The sequence below is a fragment of the Rathayibacter sp. PhB179 genome (assembly GCF_004345345.1).
Lineage (GTDB): Bacteria > Actinomycetota > Actinomycetes > Actinomycetales > Microbacteriaceae > Rathayibacter > Rathayibacter festucae.
The window spans coordinates 220184-234559 of sequence record NZ_SLVD01000001.1; the positions used below are offsets into that span (position 1 = coordinate 220184).

Genomic DNA, 14376 nt, shown 5'->3' on the forward strand with positions numbered 1-14376 from the left:
CCGGAGACGGAGCGGATCATGAAGAAGAAGACCGGCATCATCGTCGGAGTCGCGGGCGCGATCGTGCTCGTCGGAGCCGGCACGGGCATCGCCTTCGCCGCGACCGACGGCTTCGAGCGCTCGGACGCGCTGACCGGCGCCGACCTCGACCGCGCCAGTGAGGTCGCGATCGCCGAGATCGGCGGCGGGACCGTCACCTCGGCCGAGCGCGACGACGACGGCACGCCGGGCTACGAGCTCGAGCTGCGCGGCGACGACGGCCTCGAGTACGACGTGCGGCTCGACGACTCCTTCGGCGTGCTGGTCGTCGACCCGGACGACGACGCGGTGCGCGGCACCGGCGGCAGCACGGACGACGGCACGGACGACGGCACGACCGGCACCACCGGAGACAGCACCGACGACAGCACCACCGGCGTCACCGGCGCGGTCGATCCCGACGACCTCGTCGGCGAGGAGCTGACCCGCGCGAGCGAGGCCGCGATCGCCGCGGTCGGCGGCGGCACGGTCACCGAGGCCGAGCGCAGCGACGACGCCGACCACGCCTTCGACGTCGAGGTCACCCGCGCCGACGGCACGGACGTGGACGTCGACCTCGACGCGTCCTACGCGGTCGTCCGCACGGAGGAGTAGGACGCGGGAGCGGAGGGGCTCAGCCCTTCCCCGGGCCGTTCCCGTTGCCGGGGTTCTGGCCGCTCTCCGGGCTGCGGCCGTTGCCGTTCCCGCCGGAGTTCCCCGGTCCCTCGACCGGCTCCTCGACTGGAACCTGCGTCGCGGGCGCCTGCACGGCGGGCGCACCGGCGGCCGGCGTCGTGGCGGCAGGCGCCGGCGACTCCTCCTCGGGCGGCTCGGTCGGCTCGACGGGCTCGGCCGGCTCGGTCTCCTCAGGCGTCGGCGACGGCTCCTCCTCGGGACTCTCGACCGGGGCCGGCGTCTCCTCCTCCGGGGTCTCCTCGGCGGGCGGCTCCTCCTCGACGGGAGTGGTCTCCTCCGGCTCGGGCTCGGTCGACTCCTCGGGCGCCGGCACGGCGGCGATCAGCGCGGCGAGGTCGGCGCGCACGAGGTCGGCCTGCGCCTTGATCGACGTGGCCCGGTCCTCCCGGACGTTCCCGCCGGCGATCGCCGCGTCGAGCGTCGCCTGGAGCGCGTCGAGCTCGGTGAGCGCTCCGGCCCAGTCGTCGGCCGACGCCTTCTCGGCGACCGCCACGACCGCGTCGTCGAGGGCCTGCGCGGTGCCGTCGTCGATCGACGGATCCGCGGCGGAGCAGCCCGACAGCACGAGGACCGCGGCGAGCACCGCCCCCCCGGCCCGCAGTCGAAGGCCCCGCCGGCCCACGCCCCGTCGGCCCGGCCCCCTCACGAGCGGATGCTCTCGCGCAGCTGACGGAGGTGCTCGCCGAGCTCCCCGTCGACGGCGGGCAGCGGCGACTGCGGACCGTCGAACAGCACGATAACGAGGCCGACCGCCACGGCGACCAGCGCGAGCACCACGACGATCAGCCACGGGCTCGGCCCGGTGCGGCGCCGGGCGACGGCGGCGGGCGGCGTGACCCCTGCGCTCGGCGCGACCCGCGTGGTCGTCGCGGTCGCGGGAGCGGCGCCGGGCAGCAGCTCGGTCGCACCGACCGGCAGCACCGACGTCGCGTCCAGCAGCTCGGTCGCGGCCGCGGTCGGAGCGAAGCGCTCGGTCGCGGGCATGCGCTCGGTCGGCGGCGGTCCGGCGGGCTCCCGGACCGGCACGTCGGGGACGACGATCGCCGTCGGCGGTCCGTCGCGGCGCGGATCGATCAGCGCGCGCGCCGACTCCGCGACCTCGATCGCCGTGGGCCGCTCGGCCGGCTCGCGCCGCGTCATCGCGTTCAGCAGCGCCGACCAGCCGCCGCCGAGCGAGTCCGACACCTCCGGGTCCCGCAGCAGGCGCGCGAGGGTGACCTCGATCGCCGACCCGGTGAACGGGCGGCGGCCGGTCAGCGACTCGAGCAGCACCAGGCCGAGGGAGTAGACGTCGCTCGCCGAGGTCAGCACGTCGCCGTGCGCCTGCTCGGGGCTGAGGTAGGCGGCGGTGCCGATCAGCGTGCCCGGCGAGGTGATCCGGGTGGCGTCGATCAGGTAGGCGATGCCGAAGTCGGCGAGCTTGGGCCGGAACTCGCGGCTCGTCAGCGGGCTCGGCACGAGCAGCACGTTGGAGGGCTTCACGTCGCGGTGCACCACTCCGGCCGCGTGCACGGTGTGCAGGGCCTCGCCGAGGTCGGCGGCCATCGACGCGACGTCGTTCGGCAGGACGGGCCCGCTGGCCAGCCGCTCCGCGAGACTCGGTCCCTCGGCGAGCTCCATCACCATGTACGCCTGGCCGCCGGTGTCGTCGCCGCCGTCGTCGGCGTCGTAGAGGGTCACCAGCGCGGGGTGGTTGAGGGCCGCGAGCAGCCGGATCTCGGAGGACTTGCGCTGGAGGTCCTGCGCGTCGTCGATCCCCGGCGCGAACATCTTCAGCGCCACCGAGCGGCCGAGGATCCCGTCGCGCGCCCGGTACACGGTGGCCATCCCGCCCCGGCCGATCAGCTCCTCGATCGTGTACCGACCGCCGATCGTCGTGCCGACGACGCGGTTCTCGCCCGTTCGGTGGGATGACACGGTTCCTCCTCGGGCGGATGCTGCGGCAACGCCGCGCCCCCCGGTGCGACCGTCTCCCCAGGGTAGTACGTCCGTCTTCCGAGCCGCAGGGCTCGACGGGGGGCTCGCGAGCTGTCAAGCGGGTGCTCGCCCGAGAGGCCGCGCGTAGCGTGGCTGGTCCCGACGAAAGGCAGAGGCACATGGACGAGCACGAGCAGGGATCGACGATCGGCGCGACGGACGGCGCGGCTCCGGCGACGCGGACCAGCAGCGAGCAGGTCGAGAAGGACCGCGCCGAATCCCCCGGCAGCGAGCGCGAGACCGAGGTCCGCCAGGAGCAGGACCCCACCACCAGCCGGACGGAGGTCTCCGGCTCGGCCGAGGTCGTCTCCGTCCCCGGCACCGGCGGCGCCGACGACGTCGGCACCGTCGAGGTCGACCCCGACGAGGTCAGCCTGAACGGCAAGCCGTTCCCGGGGCACGCCGGAACGAAGTAGCCGCTCCGCACGTCCTAACGAGCGGCTAAGCCGCTTCACATCTCGGTGGTGAGGAGAAGGACGCGCGGCGTCCACTCATGCTGGTCGAGTAGCCCCGCAGGGGCGTATCGAGACCCGCCGTCCCCGACAGGGCGGTCTGCAGACTCGTCTTCCGACGCGAGTGGATCTCGATACGCCCGCGCCGCGGGCTACTCGATCAGCATTGGCTTCCCCGTGTACTCGGTGATCTCTCCCAGGGCGCTGAACGCGCATCGTCCCGGGGGCGCTCAGCTCCTCTCGGGCCGCCCGAACCGGAACGGGCGTGTCTCCGACTCTTCTGGCGCTGCGCTCGGCCGGAGGTGTGACTCGAGATACTCAGTCAATCTCCTCGACGAATGCGCAACCGCTTCCAATCGGAGGGATCGGAGCGTGTCGACGTCCATCTCGCTCCACCGGAGTGTGAAGCCGGCACGATTCGCGAGCATGGTGACGAAGGCGCTCTGGCTTCGAGTGTTGCCGTCCCGGAAGGGATGCAGAGCGGTGATCTCGCCCCAGTGGTCCGCCAGCCCCTCGGCGAGATCACGCAGGTCCCTCCCGTAGAGCCAGTCGTCGTCCTCGAGGCGCTGGAACTCCTTCTCGATCTGCTCGACGAGGAACTCCGGCCGGCAGTACGCGATCCCGGTTCCGCCTGCCTGGACGTCCACGTCGCGAAGCTCACCGGCGAAGGGGTACACCGCCGCGAACAGACGCCGGTGGACGTATTGCAACTGCGCGAAGTCGAGCCGGTCCGGAAGCGGCTCCCGCCGAAGTGCCGCCCACTCGATCGTGGCGAAGTCGTTGAGCGCCTCGTCGAGGTCCGCACTGCTGCGGAGACCGAGCAGATTGACCAGGACGCCTCCGGAGCCCGGGTAGGTGTAGTGGTCGTCACCGTTCACACGGCGTACTTCGCGCGCAACTCCCGTCGAGCATCCTCGATCGAGCGCTCGCCGGTCAGAACCTGGCGACCGCGCTCGAGCGTCTCCTCCGAAGGGAAATGGCCGGCGAGCTGCTGGCCCTTGGTGATCTCCGCCATGATCTCGTCGATCGACGCGGGCAGGTCGACTCGGCCGGGCACGACAGGCGCATCGGACGTCGGGACACCCGGGGAGACGCGTGCGAAGACCATTCATCAAGGCTACTCGCCCCAGGCGCTGAGCGTCGGAGAGGAGCCCTGGGTGGCGCGCGATCCGAGAATCGTCCCGGGCTTGTCGAGCGGGAGGTCCTACGCGACCGGGTCGAGCAGCCCCGGGTCGTGGCGGTCGACCGTCCGCGCGTTGTTCACGCGGCGGTCGACCGGGTAGGCCGTGATCGTCGACGCGACCGCGACCGACGCGCGGTCGAGGGTCGCGAGCATCTCCTCGCTGGAGGCGAGCGGCTCCGGGCTCAGCCAGGCGTCGCGGACGTCGGGCGTGAGGAAAACGGGCATCCGGTCGTGCACCTCGCCGGACGCGTCTCGGGCCTCGCGGGTGATGATCGTGAAGGAGACCCGCCACTCGTCGCCCTCCTTGCGCGCCGCGTAGAGACCCGCCGCGGCGAGGATCGGCTCCTCGCCGTGCAGGAACCACGGCTGCTTGCCGTCGGCGCGCGCCTCCCACTCGTAGTAGCCGCGCATCGGCACGATGGCGCGCTGCTTGGCGAAGGCCCCGCGGAACAGCCCGTTCGAGGCGACCGTCTCGAGCCGCGCGTTGATCGGCGACGGCCCCTTCCCCTTCGCCCAGGACGGCCGGAACCCCCAGGAGGCCAGCTCGATCTCGCGCTCCAGCGACTCCTCGTGCCGGTGCTCGCGCACGATCGGCGCGGCGTCGGTGGGCGCGACGCTGAAGTCGGGCGCCCAGTCGGCCGCCCGGCCGCCCGCCGCCACGAACTCCGCGATCAGGGCGTCGGTCTCGGAATCCATCGCGAAGCGTCCGCACATGCGGGCGACACTACGCCGGACCGCCGACAGCGGCGAGGACGGGATCGCGCCGGCCTCGGCGGATCGTCGCGACCGCGAGCCCCGCGACCATCACCGCGCCGCCGATCAGCACGCCGACCGACGGCAGCTCGCCCAGCAGCACCCACGCCGACAGCACGCCGACCACCGGCACCAGCAGCGTGAACGGCACCACCGACGCGGCCGGGTAGCGGGCGAGCAGCGAGTTCCAGATGCCGTAGCCGATCAGCGACGCGAACACCGCCGTGTACAGAGTGCTGAGGACCGCCGCGAGCGAGAGCCCCTGGATCGCCTCGGCGATCGCGGGCCCGCCGTCGACGAGCAGCGAGAGCAGCAGCGCCGGGATCGGCACGACCAGCGCCGACCAGACCACCAGCGAGAGCCCCGAGGCGCCCTTCGCGCGCCGGGTCAGCACGTTGCCGATCGCCCAGGAGAGCGCGCCGCCGAGGCAGACCACGAACGGCAGCCACGGCGCGACGGCCCCGTGCGAGAGGGCGACGACCACGAGCCCGGCGACGCCGACGACCAGGCCGATGCTCTGCCGCCGCGTCGGCCGCTCCTTCAGCAGCACCGCGGCGATCAGCACCGTCAGCACGATCTGCGCCTGCACCACCAGCGACGCGAGCCCCGCGGGCATCCCCAGCGCCAGCGCCAGGTAGAGCAGCGCGAACTGCCCGAGGCTCATGAACGCGCCGATGGTCGCGACCGTCCGCAGCGGCGCCTGCGGCCGCGGCACGAGGAACACGGCCGGCACCGCGACCACCGTGAACCGCATCGCCAGGAACAGCAGCGGCGGCACGTCCGCGAGCCCCACGTCGATCACGACGAAGTTCAGCCCCCAGAGCAGCACGACGAGGAGGGCGAGGAGGCTGTGCCGGCGGGTCACCGCCGGTCGCCGACGACGCGGCTCTTCGCCGACCAGAAGCGCATCAGCGCACCGGCCGCGATCGAGCCGGCCGCGCCGGCCGCGAGGTCGCCCAGCGTGTCCTCGTAGCCGACGAAGATCGACGGGTCGACGAAGCGGTGCCCGGCCCACTCGCCCCACTCCCAGACCACGCCCATCGACAGGCCGAAGCAGGCGCAGAGCACGATCGCCGGGGCGAGCGGCCCGCGGTCGCCGGCGACCGTCGGCACCACGCCGGCGCGCGCGGCGACGATGTAGGCGACGGCCGCGACCAGCCCGTTCAGCACGAAGTGCACCACGAGGTCCCACGACGCCCAGGCCTGGTAGAGCCCGAGCACGCTGCTCCAGGACGCGACCAGCAGCGCCAGGCCGAACGCGGCGTCCAGCGCCGGCCGGATCCCGAGGAACCGCGGCAGCACCAGCCCGATCGCGGCGAGGGCGAGCACGGCGACGTCGACGAGGTCCCAGCCGATCACCGCGGCGACGATGCTCACGGCGCCGAGGGCGCGGACCGCGTCGGCGAACCACTCGCCCCGGGTGCGCGGGGGCTCCATGAAGGTCGAGATCAGGACGGGCTCGTTCTCGGGGCGGGCTCTCACGGCGGGTCGGGTCACGGCTTCGTGAAGCGGAGGACGGCCTGGACCGCCTCGTGGTCCGAGCCCGGCGCCGTGCCGTAGCGGGTCGCGTTGATCGCCGCCGAGACGACCTCGAAGGCCCCGGCGCTGACCGTGAGCCAGTCGATGCGGCGGCCGGCCTTCGGCGGGCGGTAGTTGGAGTAGGTGCCCCAGTGCGGGGTGAGGTGCGTGCCGGCGACGACCCAGGAGTCCGCGAGCCCGCCCTCGTCCAGCAGCGCCCGGTACGGCTCGGTGCCGACGTCGGTGTTGGTGTCGCCCATCACGATCGCGGGCCGGCCGAGGTCGGTGATCCGCTCGGCGACCAGCTCGGCCGAGCGCAGTCGCGAGCGCCGCGAGAGGTGGTCGAAGTGCGTCGCGACGACGGTGAACTCGCGGTTCGTCGCGTGATCGGTCAGCTCGGCGATCACCGCGGTGCGCGGGATCCGGTTGCCCCAGCTGCGCGAGCCGGCGACGTCCGGAGTCGCGGACAGCGCGATCTGCGACCAGTCGCGCACCGCGAAGCGGCTCCGGTCGACGAAGAGCATCACCCGCTCACCGCCGCGGTCGGCGTCGCGGCCGAAGCCCATGCCCTCGAACGAGGCGCCGAGCGACTCGTGCACCCACTGCGCCTGATCGGGCAGCGCCTCCTGCACCGCGAGGATCGAGGGGCTCTCCTCCTGCAGCAGCCGGCGCACCAGGGGCTTCCGGCGCTCCCACTGGTCGACCGCGCGGGCGGTCAGGCGGGGCATGCGGCGGCGGATGTTGTACGTCATGACGTGGAGCTCGGGCGCCGGGATCGGACCGATCAGGGGGGACGGGTCGGTCATGACTCCACCCTACGGCGGCGATCGGAGCTGCCAGGGAGGCTTGCGGAGTCGCTCCCGCGCACCCCTACTCTTCGAGGATGACCCTCTCGCCCGCTCTCGCGGCCCTCTCCGACGCCTCGTTCGTCTCGCTCACGACCTTCCGGAAGACGGGCGTCGGAGTGTCGACGCCGGTGTGGATCGCCCGGGACGGCGCGGACCTGATCGTCACGACTCCCCGCAAGAGCGGCAAGGTCAAGCGCCTGCGCAACGACCCGCGGGTGACCCTCGTCCCCTGCGACCGCCGCGGCCGCGTCGCCGACGGCGCGACCGCCCTCGAGGCGGAGGCGCACATCGTCTCCGACACCGACACCGTCGAGCGCCTCGGCCGCGTCTTCCTCCGCAAGTACCGCCTCGAGTACCGCGCCTTCATGGTGATCGAGCGGATCGTCTCCCGCGGCGACCGCACCCGCGTGATGCTCCGCATCGCGGACCGCTGAGCCGGGGGCCGCCGCCGCGCAGAGCGTCGCCGCACCACCGTGAGGCGCCATCCCCCACACTCCAGCGATCGCCGTTCGAGACTGGAGGGATGACCCAGGTGCTCCCCGACGGCTATGCGCAGACACTCGAGCTTCTCGTCCGTCGAGCGCACGAGGCGCGGTTCGCGGTGCAGCGGACCGCGAACACGGAGGTCGTCGCACTGTGGTGGTTCATCGGCCACACGCTCGTCGAGCGGCAGCGGGCGGAGCCGTGGGGAAGCGGTGTGCTCGCCCGGCTGGCGGCGGATCTCCGCGCGGAGTTCCCGACGATGAAGGGCTTCTCGGAGTCGAACCTGCGCTACGCGCGGCGGTTCGCGGAGGCGTGGCCGTCCGAGAATCTAATTCGCCAACAGCCTGTTGGCGAATTGCCATGGGGCCACACGATCCAGCTGCTGGACAAGCTCGACGACCAGCGCCTCCGCGACTGGTACGCCGCGCAGGACGTCGAGCACGGGTGGAGCCGAGCAGTCCTGCAGCACCAGATCGCGACTCGACTGCACGAGCGGGCGGGAGCTGCTCCGTCCAACTTCTCGTCCGCGCTGGAGCGCCGTGACTCGGAGCTCGCTCAGCAGCTCACCAAGGACCCGTACGCACTCGACTTCCTCGCGATCGACTCCGACGCCGGCGAGCGCGAACTGGAGGAGCGACTCACCCTCCAGGTGGTCGACACTCTGCGCGAGCTCGGCGCAGGGTTCTCCTTCGTCGGACGTCAGGTTCACTTCGATGTCGACGGCGACGACTTCTTCGTCGACCTGCTGTTCTTCAACTGGCAGCAGGTGCGGTTCGTCGTCGTCGAACTCAAGACCCGCAGATTCGATCCGCGCGATGCCGGCCAGCTCGGCTTCTACGTCGCACTCGTCGACGACACGATGCGCATCCCCGAACTCCATGCGCCCACCGTGGGGATCCTGCTCGTGACGGACAAGAACGAGACGGTGGTCAAGTACTCCCTCGCCGGCTCGACGCAGGCGGTCGCCGTGAGCCGGTATGAGCTGTCGCCAGCCGACCAGGCGACGCTGCCGGCGGAGGAGACGCTCACCCGGATCGCGACCGAAGTCGTGGACGAGACGAGATCGAAGGCGCCCTGAGGCGCGCGTCCGGGCTGCAAGAAGACAACGAATGCCGACGAAAATGGTCCGAATGACGCGTCCGGTCGGGGCGGTCACGCCGGGTCGAGCCGAAATCGATCGGCATCTGCTGTTCGCTGAAGCCGCTCTCGCTCTGGGAGGCCACGAGGTCGAGGATCCGGCGCTGCGCGCCATCATCGGGCGGGCCGCGCGCCGTGAGCTGACGGGGGACGAGGCGATCGCTGCGATACGGCGCCGTGTCCAGGGTTGAAGCCTCGCAGGACGCAGCAGCAGTTTCCCGACGGTCGCCCGCCTGGGGTCGGTGAGGGAAAGGACGCGGCAGCAGCCCTTCATGCTGGTCGAGTAGCCCCGCAGGGGCGTATCGAGACCGGCCGTCCCCAGCAGGGCGGGTCTGCAGACTCAGGTCCTGACGGTGGTGGATCTCGAGACGCCCGCTCCGCGGGCTGCTCGATCAGCAGGGGACGTCCCCACCGCCGGTCCTCTCCGATCGAGACGCCCGCTCCGCGGGCTGCTCGATCAACACGGGCGTCCCGCCTACACCCCGGCCGGCTGTGGCGGATAGGGCTTCGGCGGCGGGACGCCGCGGCACTACGGTGGGGCGTCGCCCGCCGGTGCCCATCGCGCCTCCCGCGCACGCCGGCGTACGCAGAAGGAGCACGTATGAGCATCGGAGCAGGGATCTTCCTCCTCGTCGTCGGCGCGGTCCTCGCGTTCGCCGTGGACGTCCAGGTGTCGGGAGTCGACCTCAAGCTGGTCGGCTACATCCTGATGGCCGCCGGAGCCGTGGGCCTCATCCTCGGCCTCGTCCTGATGACCCGCCGCCGCCAGGCCGTCTCGACCACCCGCTCGGCGGTCGACCCCGCCAGCGGCGAGCAGGTCACCCGCCGCACCAGCGAGGGCAACGGCCCCGTCGTCTGACCTCGGAGAACGACGAGAGGGGCGTCACCGGCATCACCGGTGGCGCCCCTCTTCTCGTCCCCGAGTGTGCCGCGGCGACTACTCGTCGTCCGGCTCGCCGCCCGAGACGGTGTCCGTGTCGCCGCCGCCGCTGGAGGTGTCGGTGCCGGTGCCGTCGGGGAGGTCCTCGGTCTTCTCGGTCTTCTCGTCCTCGGTGCCGTTGCTGCTGTCGCTGCTCATCGCCGCTCTCCCTTCGCCCGGCGCTCTGCCGGAACGCCCACTCTCCTCCGCGCCGCACGGACCGCGCCAGGGGGTGGCGGCGGGCGGCCCGGGGAGGCCACGATGCCCACGCACCGCACAATCCCCAGCGGCGCACCCCGCGCCTCCGGTTGACTGGGGTCGCTCCGCCATCCGACGGCGGCACTCTGGAGGAGACATGGCGAACCACCGATTCGAGCTGCGGTCCGGACGCGGGATGGGCGTCTCGGCCGCCGGCGACCCGATCGCGGACCGGCTGGTCGTCTTCTGCCACCCCACTCCCGGCGCGGGCGGCTTCGACCCCGACCCGCTGGTCACCGGGCCGTGGGGCCTGCACCTGCTGATCCTCGACCGCCCCGGCTACGGCGCCTCCGATCCCGTCGACGCGCAGCACGGCCGCGTCCAGGACCGCGCCGACGACCTCGCGGAGTACCTCCGCCGCTCCGAGCGCACCGCCCGCGACGTCGACGGCGCCCGCTTCGGCAGCGTCGGCGTGGTCGGCTGGGGCTCCGGAGGCGCCTTCGCGCTCTCGCTCGCCGCACGGCACCCGGACCTCGTCGACCGCATCGCGATCGTCGGCACCCCCGCTCCCCCGCAGGCCGGCGCTCTCGTGCACCCGACGACGGCGTGGGAGCGGCGGCAGACCCTGCCCGGCGAGGACGCCGCGGGGATCGCCGCGACGCTCCCCGCCGACGTGCCCGGCCTCGACTCGCTCGGCGTCGACCCCGGCGACCCGGTCCTCGAGAGCCACGGCGGGCTGCGCAACCGGCTCGAGCGGATGCTCGGCGAGGGCTGGCGCCAGGGCCCCGGCGGCGCCGCGACCGACCTGGTCGCGCTCCGCGACGGCTCCTGGGCGGACGAGCTCGACCGGGTCACGGCCGAGGTCCTGATCGTGAACGGCGACGCGGACCCGGTCGCCGGCTCGGAGGACGCGCGCTGGTTCCGCTCCCGGCTCGCCGACGCGCACTCCGCGACCGTCGACGGCAGCGGGCGGCTGGCGCTGGTGCGCGAGTGGCGCCGGATCCTCGACCACGTCGCTCCGCTCGAGCGCGGGGCGCAGGGACGATGAGCCGCCGCACCCGTCGCCGGAGCGGCAGGGGCCTCGGCGCCGGACCGCTCGCGCTCGTCGGCGCGATGGCGGTCTCGGGCGTGATCCACCTCGTGCGCCCCGCCGTCTTCGAGCGCGCCGTCCCGCGGGCGATGCCCGGCTCCGCCCGAGGCTGGGTGCTCGTCTCGGGGGTCGCTGAGCTCGCCTGCGCCGCGACGACGCTCTGGCCGCCGACCCGCGCTGTCGGCGGTCTCGCCTCCGCCGCCCTGATGGCGGGGGTCTTCCCCGCCAACGTGCAGATGGCCCTCGACGCCCGCCGCCCGCGGACCCGGGCGATCACGCTGCTCCGCCTGCCGCTGCAGATCCCGCTGGTGCTCTGGGGGCTGCAGGCCGCCCGCTCGACCCCGCGCTGAGAGCGGCCGCCGAGGCCGACGCAACCCCGAGCGGCGCTCGCGATCGCGCTGCTACCGTCCAGGCATGAGCGACCAGAAGGCGGATGATCGCCGAGACCAGCTGACCAGCGCACCGAAGGCGACGGAGGCCGACGCGGCCCCGCGCATCGACGTGACGACCACCCCCGCGGGCGACACCCGCATCGACATCCGCGACGACGCCGCCGTGCGCCCGGGCCGGGTCGACGCCGACGGGAACGAGCTCGACGAGGACGAGGACGGCGCCGATGTCTGAGCTCCGCCGCGCCGCGATCGTCTACAACCCCGTCAAGGTCGACCTCGAGGCCGTGAAGGCCGCCGTCGCGCGCGCCCAGGAGGCCGCCGGCTGGGACGAGACCCTCTGGTTCGAGACCTCCGTCGAGGACCCGGGAGCCGGCCAGACCAGGGAGGCGCTCGAGCAGGGCGTCGACATGGTGATCGCGGCCGGCGGCGACGGCACCGTGCGCGTGGTGGCCGAGGCGCTGCAGGACTCGAAGGCGTCGCTCGCGCTGCTGCCCTCCGGCACCGGCAACCTGCTCGCCCGCAATCTGAACCTCACGCTCGACGACGTCGACAACTCGCTGACCGTCGCCTTCTCGGGTGAGGACCGCGCCATCGACATCGGCGTGATCGACATCGAGACGTCGAAGGGGCGCGACCGGCGCTCCTACGTCGTGATGGCCGGTCTCGGGATCGACGCGAAGATGCTCGCGAACACCGACGACGACCTGAAGAAGCGGGCCGGCTGGCTCGCCTACGTCGACGCGCTGCGGAAGGCCCTGCTCGACAAGAACCAGCTCGAGTTCCGCTACTCCCTGAACGGCGCGAAGACGCGCAAGGTGCGCGCGCACACGATCATCGTGGGCAACTGCGGCGCCCTGCCGGCGAACATCCTGCTGCTGCCGGACGCCGCGGTCGACGACGGCGAGTTCGACATCGTGCTGCTGCGCCCGGAGGGCTTCTTCGGCTGGGTGCAGATCATCTTCAAGGTGGTCTGGGAGAACGGCGTGCTGCGCCGCAGCGGCGTGGTCGGCACGAAGCTGATGGGCCTCACGAAGGAGGTCTCGGCGCTGCGCTACGTGAAGGGCCACGAGCTCGTGGTGCGCCTGGAGAAGCCGCAGGAGATCGAGCTGGACGGCGACCCGTTCGGAACGACGTCGGCGTTCCGCACCTGGATCGAGCCGGGCGGACTGACCGTCCGGGTCCCCGCCGCGTAGCGCGGCCGTCCCGGACGAGCGCGGACCCGCCGCCTGATCGGCAGGCGGCGGGCACCGGCGAGCGACTGCGGCGCGGGTTCGGGTCCCGCACCCCATGCGCTTGCATGGACACGGCGACCCTAGTGCGCATTCCGTCGTCGAAGCAATGGATTCCGCACCTCTGCGCGCCATTTCGCCACAGAACAGGCGATTCTGCTCAGTCAAGGCGGCCGGACGCAACCGATTCCGCACTCCACGCTCGATCCGGCCGCCGCCCGGCGACCCCCGTCACCGGGCGACCGCGCGGTCGTCAAGCGGGAGAACCGCGCCCCGTCCCTCCACTACGGTTCCCCCCATGGGCTTCTTCGACCGCACCGTCCCCCCGGCCGCCTCCCCGGCCGCCTCGCCGGCCACTCCCCCCGCCGAGCGGCGGCCGACGGTGTGGACCGACGGACTCGGGCGCTTCGCGCTGCGCTGCCTCCAGGTGCTCGTCGTCCTGGCGCTCGCGGCGGTCCTCGTCCTCGCGATGACCCAGCTGACGCTGGTGCTGATCCCCGTGCTGATCGCGATCATCCTCGCGTCCGCGATCCACCCCGTCCTGGCCTGGATGCGCCGCAAGGGCGTGCCGTCGATCCTCGCCACCTGGATTGCCCTGATCGGACTGCTCGCGATCCTCGGCGCCATCGGCTGGCTGATCACCGTCGCGGTCCGCAACCAGTGGGACGAGCTGGTCAGCAGCGCGTCCGACGGCATCGCGTCGCTGCAGGACTACGTGCAGCACCTGCCGTTCCAGATCGATGAGCAGCAGATCGAGGACGCCCGCCAGAGCGTCGTCGACTTCCTCACCTCGAGCTCCTTCGGCTCCGGCGCCCTCGCCGGCGCGGCCGCCGCGGCGAACTTCGTCACCGGCCTGGTGCTGATGATCGTCGTCCTCTTCTTCTTCATGAAGGACGGCCCGAAGATCTGGGAGTTCCTGCTCCGCCCCTTCACCGGCTCGAGCTACGACCGCGCCAAGCGCGTCGGCGGCAAGACCGTCGACGTCCTCGGCGGCTACATCCGCGGAACGGCGACCGTCGCCGCGGTCGACGCGATCGGCATCGGCGTCGCCCTCGCGATCCTGCAGGTGCCGCTCGCCCTCCCGCTCGCCGTGATCGTCTTCCTCACCGCCTTCATCCCGATCGTCGGAGCGACCGCCGCCGGCATCCTCGCCGCACTCGTCGCCCTCGTCGCGAACGGCCCGCTGGCCGCGCTGATCGTGATCATCGTCGTCATCGCCGTCAACCAGCTCGAGGGCAACTTCCTGCAGCCGGTCGTGATGGCCCGCTCGCTCAAGCTGCACCCGCTGATCGTGCTGATCGCCCTGACCATCGGCACCGTGCTCGCCGGCATCGTCGGCGCCGTGCTCGCCGTGCCGATCGCCGCGGTCGCCTGGGGCATCGTCTCGGTCTGGAACGGCCCCGACCGCCCGGCCGAGCCGGCCCGGCAGAAGCGCGACGAGTCCGTCTGACCCGAGCCGGTCGCCGACCGCGGCGGGATCGTC

20 protein-coding genes are annotated in these 14376 nt (G+C 72.7%); 11 read left to right on the plus strand and 9 right to left on the minus strand.

Annotation, left to right across the window (positions count from 1 at the left end):
- Positions 1-18: 18 nt before the first annotated feature.
- Positions 19-633, plus strand: a complete 615-nt coding sequence (locus EDF43_RS01050; protein WP_132434904.1) for a PepSY domain-containing protein — start codon at positions 19-21, stop codon at positions 631-633.
- 19 nt (positions 634-652) lie between these two features.
- Here EDF43_RS01050 and EDF43_RS01055 read toward each other — a convergent pair whose 3' ends face one another.
- A complete protein-coding gene (locus EDF43_RS01055; RefSeq protein WP_132434906.1) occupies positions 653-1297 on the minus strand; it encodes a hypothetical protein in 645 nt (214 codons plus the stop codon).
- Positions 1298-1356: 59 nt separating this feature from the next.
- On the minus strand, positions 1357-2631 hold the full coding sequence (locus EDF43_RS01060; RefSeq protein ID WP_132434908.1) for a serine/threonine-protein kinase: 1275 nt from the start codon (positions 2629-2631) through the stop codon (positions 1357-1359).
- Between the two features lie 179 nt (positions 2632-2810).
- Here EDF43_RS01060 and EDF43_RS01065 point away from each other — a divergent pair, with 179 nt between their 5' ends.
- Positions 2811-3107, plus strand: coding sequence for a hypothetical protein (locus tag EDF43_RS01065; RefSeq protein ID WP_123734848.1), 297 nt, complete (start codon positions 2811-2813; stop codon positions 3105-3107).
- A 266-nt stretch (positions 3108-3373) separates the two neighbouring features.
- On the opposite strand, the gene EDF43_RS01070 is transcribed toward EDF43_RS01065, so the two are convergent.
- The 6 genes from EDF43_RS01070 to EDF43_RS01095 form a co-directional block, all read right to left on the minus strand.
- Positions 3374-4021 (minus strand): Fic family protein, encoded by a 648-nt coding sequence (locus EDF43_RS01070; protein WP_123734847.1) that lies wholly within the window; start codon positions 4019-4021, stop codon positions 3374-3376.
- Positions 4018-4251, minus strand: a complete 234-nt coding sequence (locus EDF43_RS01075; RefSeq protein WP_132434910.1) for an antitoxin VbhA family protein — start codon at positions 4249-4251, stop codon at positions 4018-4020. Before EDF43_RS01075 ends, EDF43_RS01070 begins: the two co-directional genes overlap by 4 nt.
- Positions 4252-4347: 96 nt before the next feature.
- Complete coding sequence (locus EDF43_RS01080) at positions 4348-5040, minus strand: SOS response-associated peptidase (protein ID WP_132434912.1); 693 nt, start codon at positions 5038-5040, stop codon at positions 4348-4350.
- Positions 5041-5050: 10 nt separating this feature from the next.
- Positions 5051-5944, minus strand: coding sequence for an EamA family transporter (locus EDF43_RS01085; RefSeq protein ID WP_132434914.1), 894 nt, complete (start codon positions 5942-5944; stop codon positions 5051-5053).
- Complete coding sequence (locus EDF43_RS01090) at positions 5941-6561, minus strand: hypothetical protein (RefSeq protein WP_165908969.1); 621 nt, start codon at positions 6559-6561, stop codon at positions 5941-5943. The genes EDF43_RS01085 and EDF43_RS01090 overlap by 4 nt, the downstream gene beginning before the upstream one ends.
- Positions 6562-6572: 11 nt before the next feature.
- Positions 6573-7403, minus strand: a complete 831-nt coding sequence (locus EDF43_RS01095) for an endonuclease/exonuclease/phosphatase family protein (protein ID WP_123734401.1) — start codon at positions 7401-7403, stop codon at positions 6573-6575.
- A 77-nt stretch (positions 7404-7480) separates the two neighbouring features.
- Between EDF43_RS01095 and EDF43_RS01100 the strand changes: the two genes are divergently transcribed.
- The 4 genes from EDF43_RS01100 (at position 7481) to EDF43_RS01115 (ending at position 9924) form a co-directional block, all read left to right on the plus strand.
- On the plus strand, positions 7481-7879 hold the full coding sequence (locus EDF43_RS01100; protein WP_127888335.1) for a PPOX class F420-dependent oxidoreductase: 399 nt from the start codon (positions 7481-7483) through the stop codon (positions 7877-7879).
- 89 nt (positions 7880-7968) lie between these two features.
- Entirely contained in the window at positions 7969-9006 is a 1038-nt protein-coding gene (locus EDF43_RS01105) for a PDDEXK nuclease domain-containing protein (protein WP_132434918.1), read from the plus strand.
- A 52-nt stretch (positions 9007-9058) separates the two neighbouring features.
- Positions 9059-9256, plus strand: a complete 198-nt coding sequence (locus EDF43_RS01110; protein WP_132434920.1) for a hypothetical protein — start codon at positions 9059-9061, stop codon at positions 9254-9256.
- A 410-nt stretch (positions 9257-9666) separates the two neighbouring features.
- Positions 9667-9924, plus strand: coding sequence for a DUF6458 family protein (locus EDF43_RS01115; protein ID WP_123444811.1), 258 nt, complete (start codon positions 9667-9669; stop codon positions 9922-9924).
- Positions 9925-10002: 78 nt separating this feature from the next.
- Here the strand turns inward: EDF43_RS01115 and EDF43_RS21620 are convergent, their stop codons facing one another.
- The gene (locus EDF43_RS21620; protein ID WP_159423548.1) at positions 10003-10143 is read right to left on the minus strand and encodes a hypothetical protein; all 141 of its coding nucleotides are present in this window, start codon (positions 10141-10143) and stop codon (positions 10003-10005) included.
- Positions 10144-10339: 196 nt separating this feature from the next.
- Here EDF43_RS21620 and EDF43_RS01120 point away from each other — a divergent pair, with 196 nt between their 5' ends.
- The 5 genes from EDF43_RS01120 (at position 10340) to EDF43_RS01140 (ending at position 14343) form a co-directional block, all read left to right on the plus strand.
- On the plus strand, positions 10340-11230 hold the full coding sequence (locus EDF43_RS01120) for an alpha/beta hydrolase (RefSeq protein WP_132434922.1): 891 nt from the start codon (positions 10340-10342) through the stop codon (positions 11228-11230).
- A complete protein-coding gene (locus EDF43_RS01125; protein ID WP_243581044.1) occupies positions 11227-11622 on the plus strand; it encodes a hypothetical protein in 396 nt (131 codons plus the stop codon). The genes EDF43_RS01120 and EDF43_RS01125 overlap by 4 nt, the downstream gene beginning before the upstream one ends.
- A gap of 64 nt (positions 11623-11686) precedes the next feature.
- Positions 11687-11896, plus strand: coding sequence for a multidrug transporter (locus EDF43_RS01130; protein WP_123444809.1), 210 nt, complete (start codon positions 11687-11689; stop codon positions 11894-11896).
- Positions 11889-12857 (plus strand): diacylglycerol kinase family protein, encoded by a 969-nt coding sequence (locus tag EDF43_RS01135; protein ID WP_123734839.1) that lies wholly within the window; start codon positions 11889-11891, stop codon positions 12855-12857. The genes EDF43_RS01130 and EDF43_RS01135 overlap by 8 nt, the downstream gene beginning before the upstream one ends.
- A 334-nt stretch (positions 12858-13191) precedes the next feature.
- Entirely contained in the window at positions 13192-14343 is a 1152-nt protein-coding gene (locus tag EDF43_RS01140; protein WP_123734838.1) for an AI-2E family transporter, read from the plus strand.
- Positions 14344-14376: the final 33 nt, after the last annotated feature.

Coding starts and splice junctions, on each gene's coding strand:
- EDF43_RS01100 (WP_127888335.1), top strand. CDS start 7,481: ATGACCCTCTCGCCCGCTCTCGCGGCCCTCTCCGACGCCTCGTTCGTC.
- EDF43_RS01135 (WP_123734839.1), top strand. CDS start 11,889: ATGTCTGAGCTCCGCCGCGCCGCGATCGTCTACAACCCCGTCAAGGTC.
- EDF43_RS01130 (WP_123444809.1), top strand. CDS start 11,687: ATGAGCGACCAGAAGGCGGATGATCGCCGAGACCAGCTGACCAGCGCA.
- EDF43_RS21620 (WP_159423548.1), bottom strand. CDS start 10,143: ATGAGCAGCGACAGCAGCAACGGCACCGAGGACGAGAAGACCGAGAAG.
- EDF43_RS01050 (WP_132434904.1), top strand. CDS start 19: ATGAAGAAGAAGACCGGCATCATCGTCGGAGTCGCGGGCGCGATCGTG.
- EDF43_RS01080 (WP_132434912.1), bottom strand. CDS start 5,040: ATGTGCGGACGCTTCGCGATGGATTCCGAGACCGACGCCCTGATCGCG.
- EDF43_RS01120 (WP_132434922.1), top strand. CDS start 10,340: ATGGCGAACCACCGATTCGAGCTGCGGTCCGGACGCGGGATGGGCGTC.
- EDF43_RS01095 (WP_123734401.1), bottom strand. CDS start 7,403: ATGACCGACCCGTCCCCCCTGATCGGTCCGATCCCGGCGCCCGAGCTC.
- EDF43_RS01140 (WP_123734838.1), top strand. CDS start 13,192: ATGGGCTTCTTCGACCGCACCGTCCCCCCGGCCGCCTCCCCGGCCGCC.
- EDF43_RS01110 (WP_132434920.1), top strand. CDS start 9,059: ATGACGCGTCCGGTCGGGGCGGTCACGCCGGGTCGAGCCGAAATCGAT.
- EDF43_RS01075 (WP_132434910.1), bottom strand. CDS start 4,251: ATGGTCTTCGCACGCGTCTCCCCGGGTGTCCCGACGTCCGATGCGCCT.
- EDF43_RS01115 (WP_123444811.1), top strand. CDS start 9,667: ATGAGCATCGGAGCAGGGATCTTCCTCCTCGTCGTCGGCGCGGTCCTC.
- EDF43_RS01105 (WP_132434918.1), top strand. CDS start 7,969: ATGACCCAGGTGCTCCCCGACGGCTATGCGCAGACACTCGAGCTTCTC.
- EDF43_RS01065 (WP_123734848.1), top strand. CDS start 2,811: ATGGACGAGCACGAGCAGGGATCGACGATCGGCGCGACGGACGGCGCG.
- EDF43_RS01125 (WP_243581044.1), top strand. CDS start 11,227: ATGAGCCGCCGCACCCGTCGCCGGAGCGGCAGGGGCCTCGGCGCCGGA.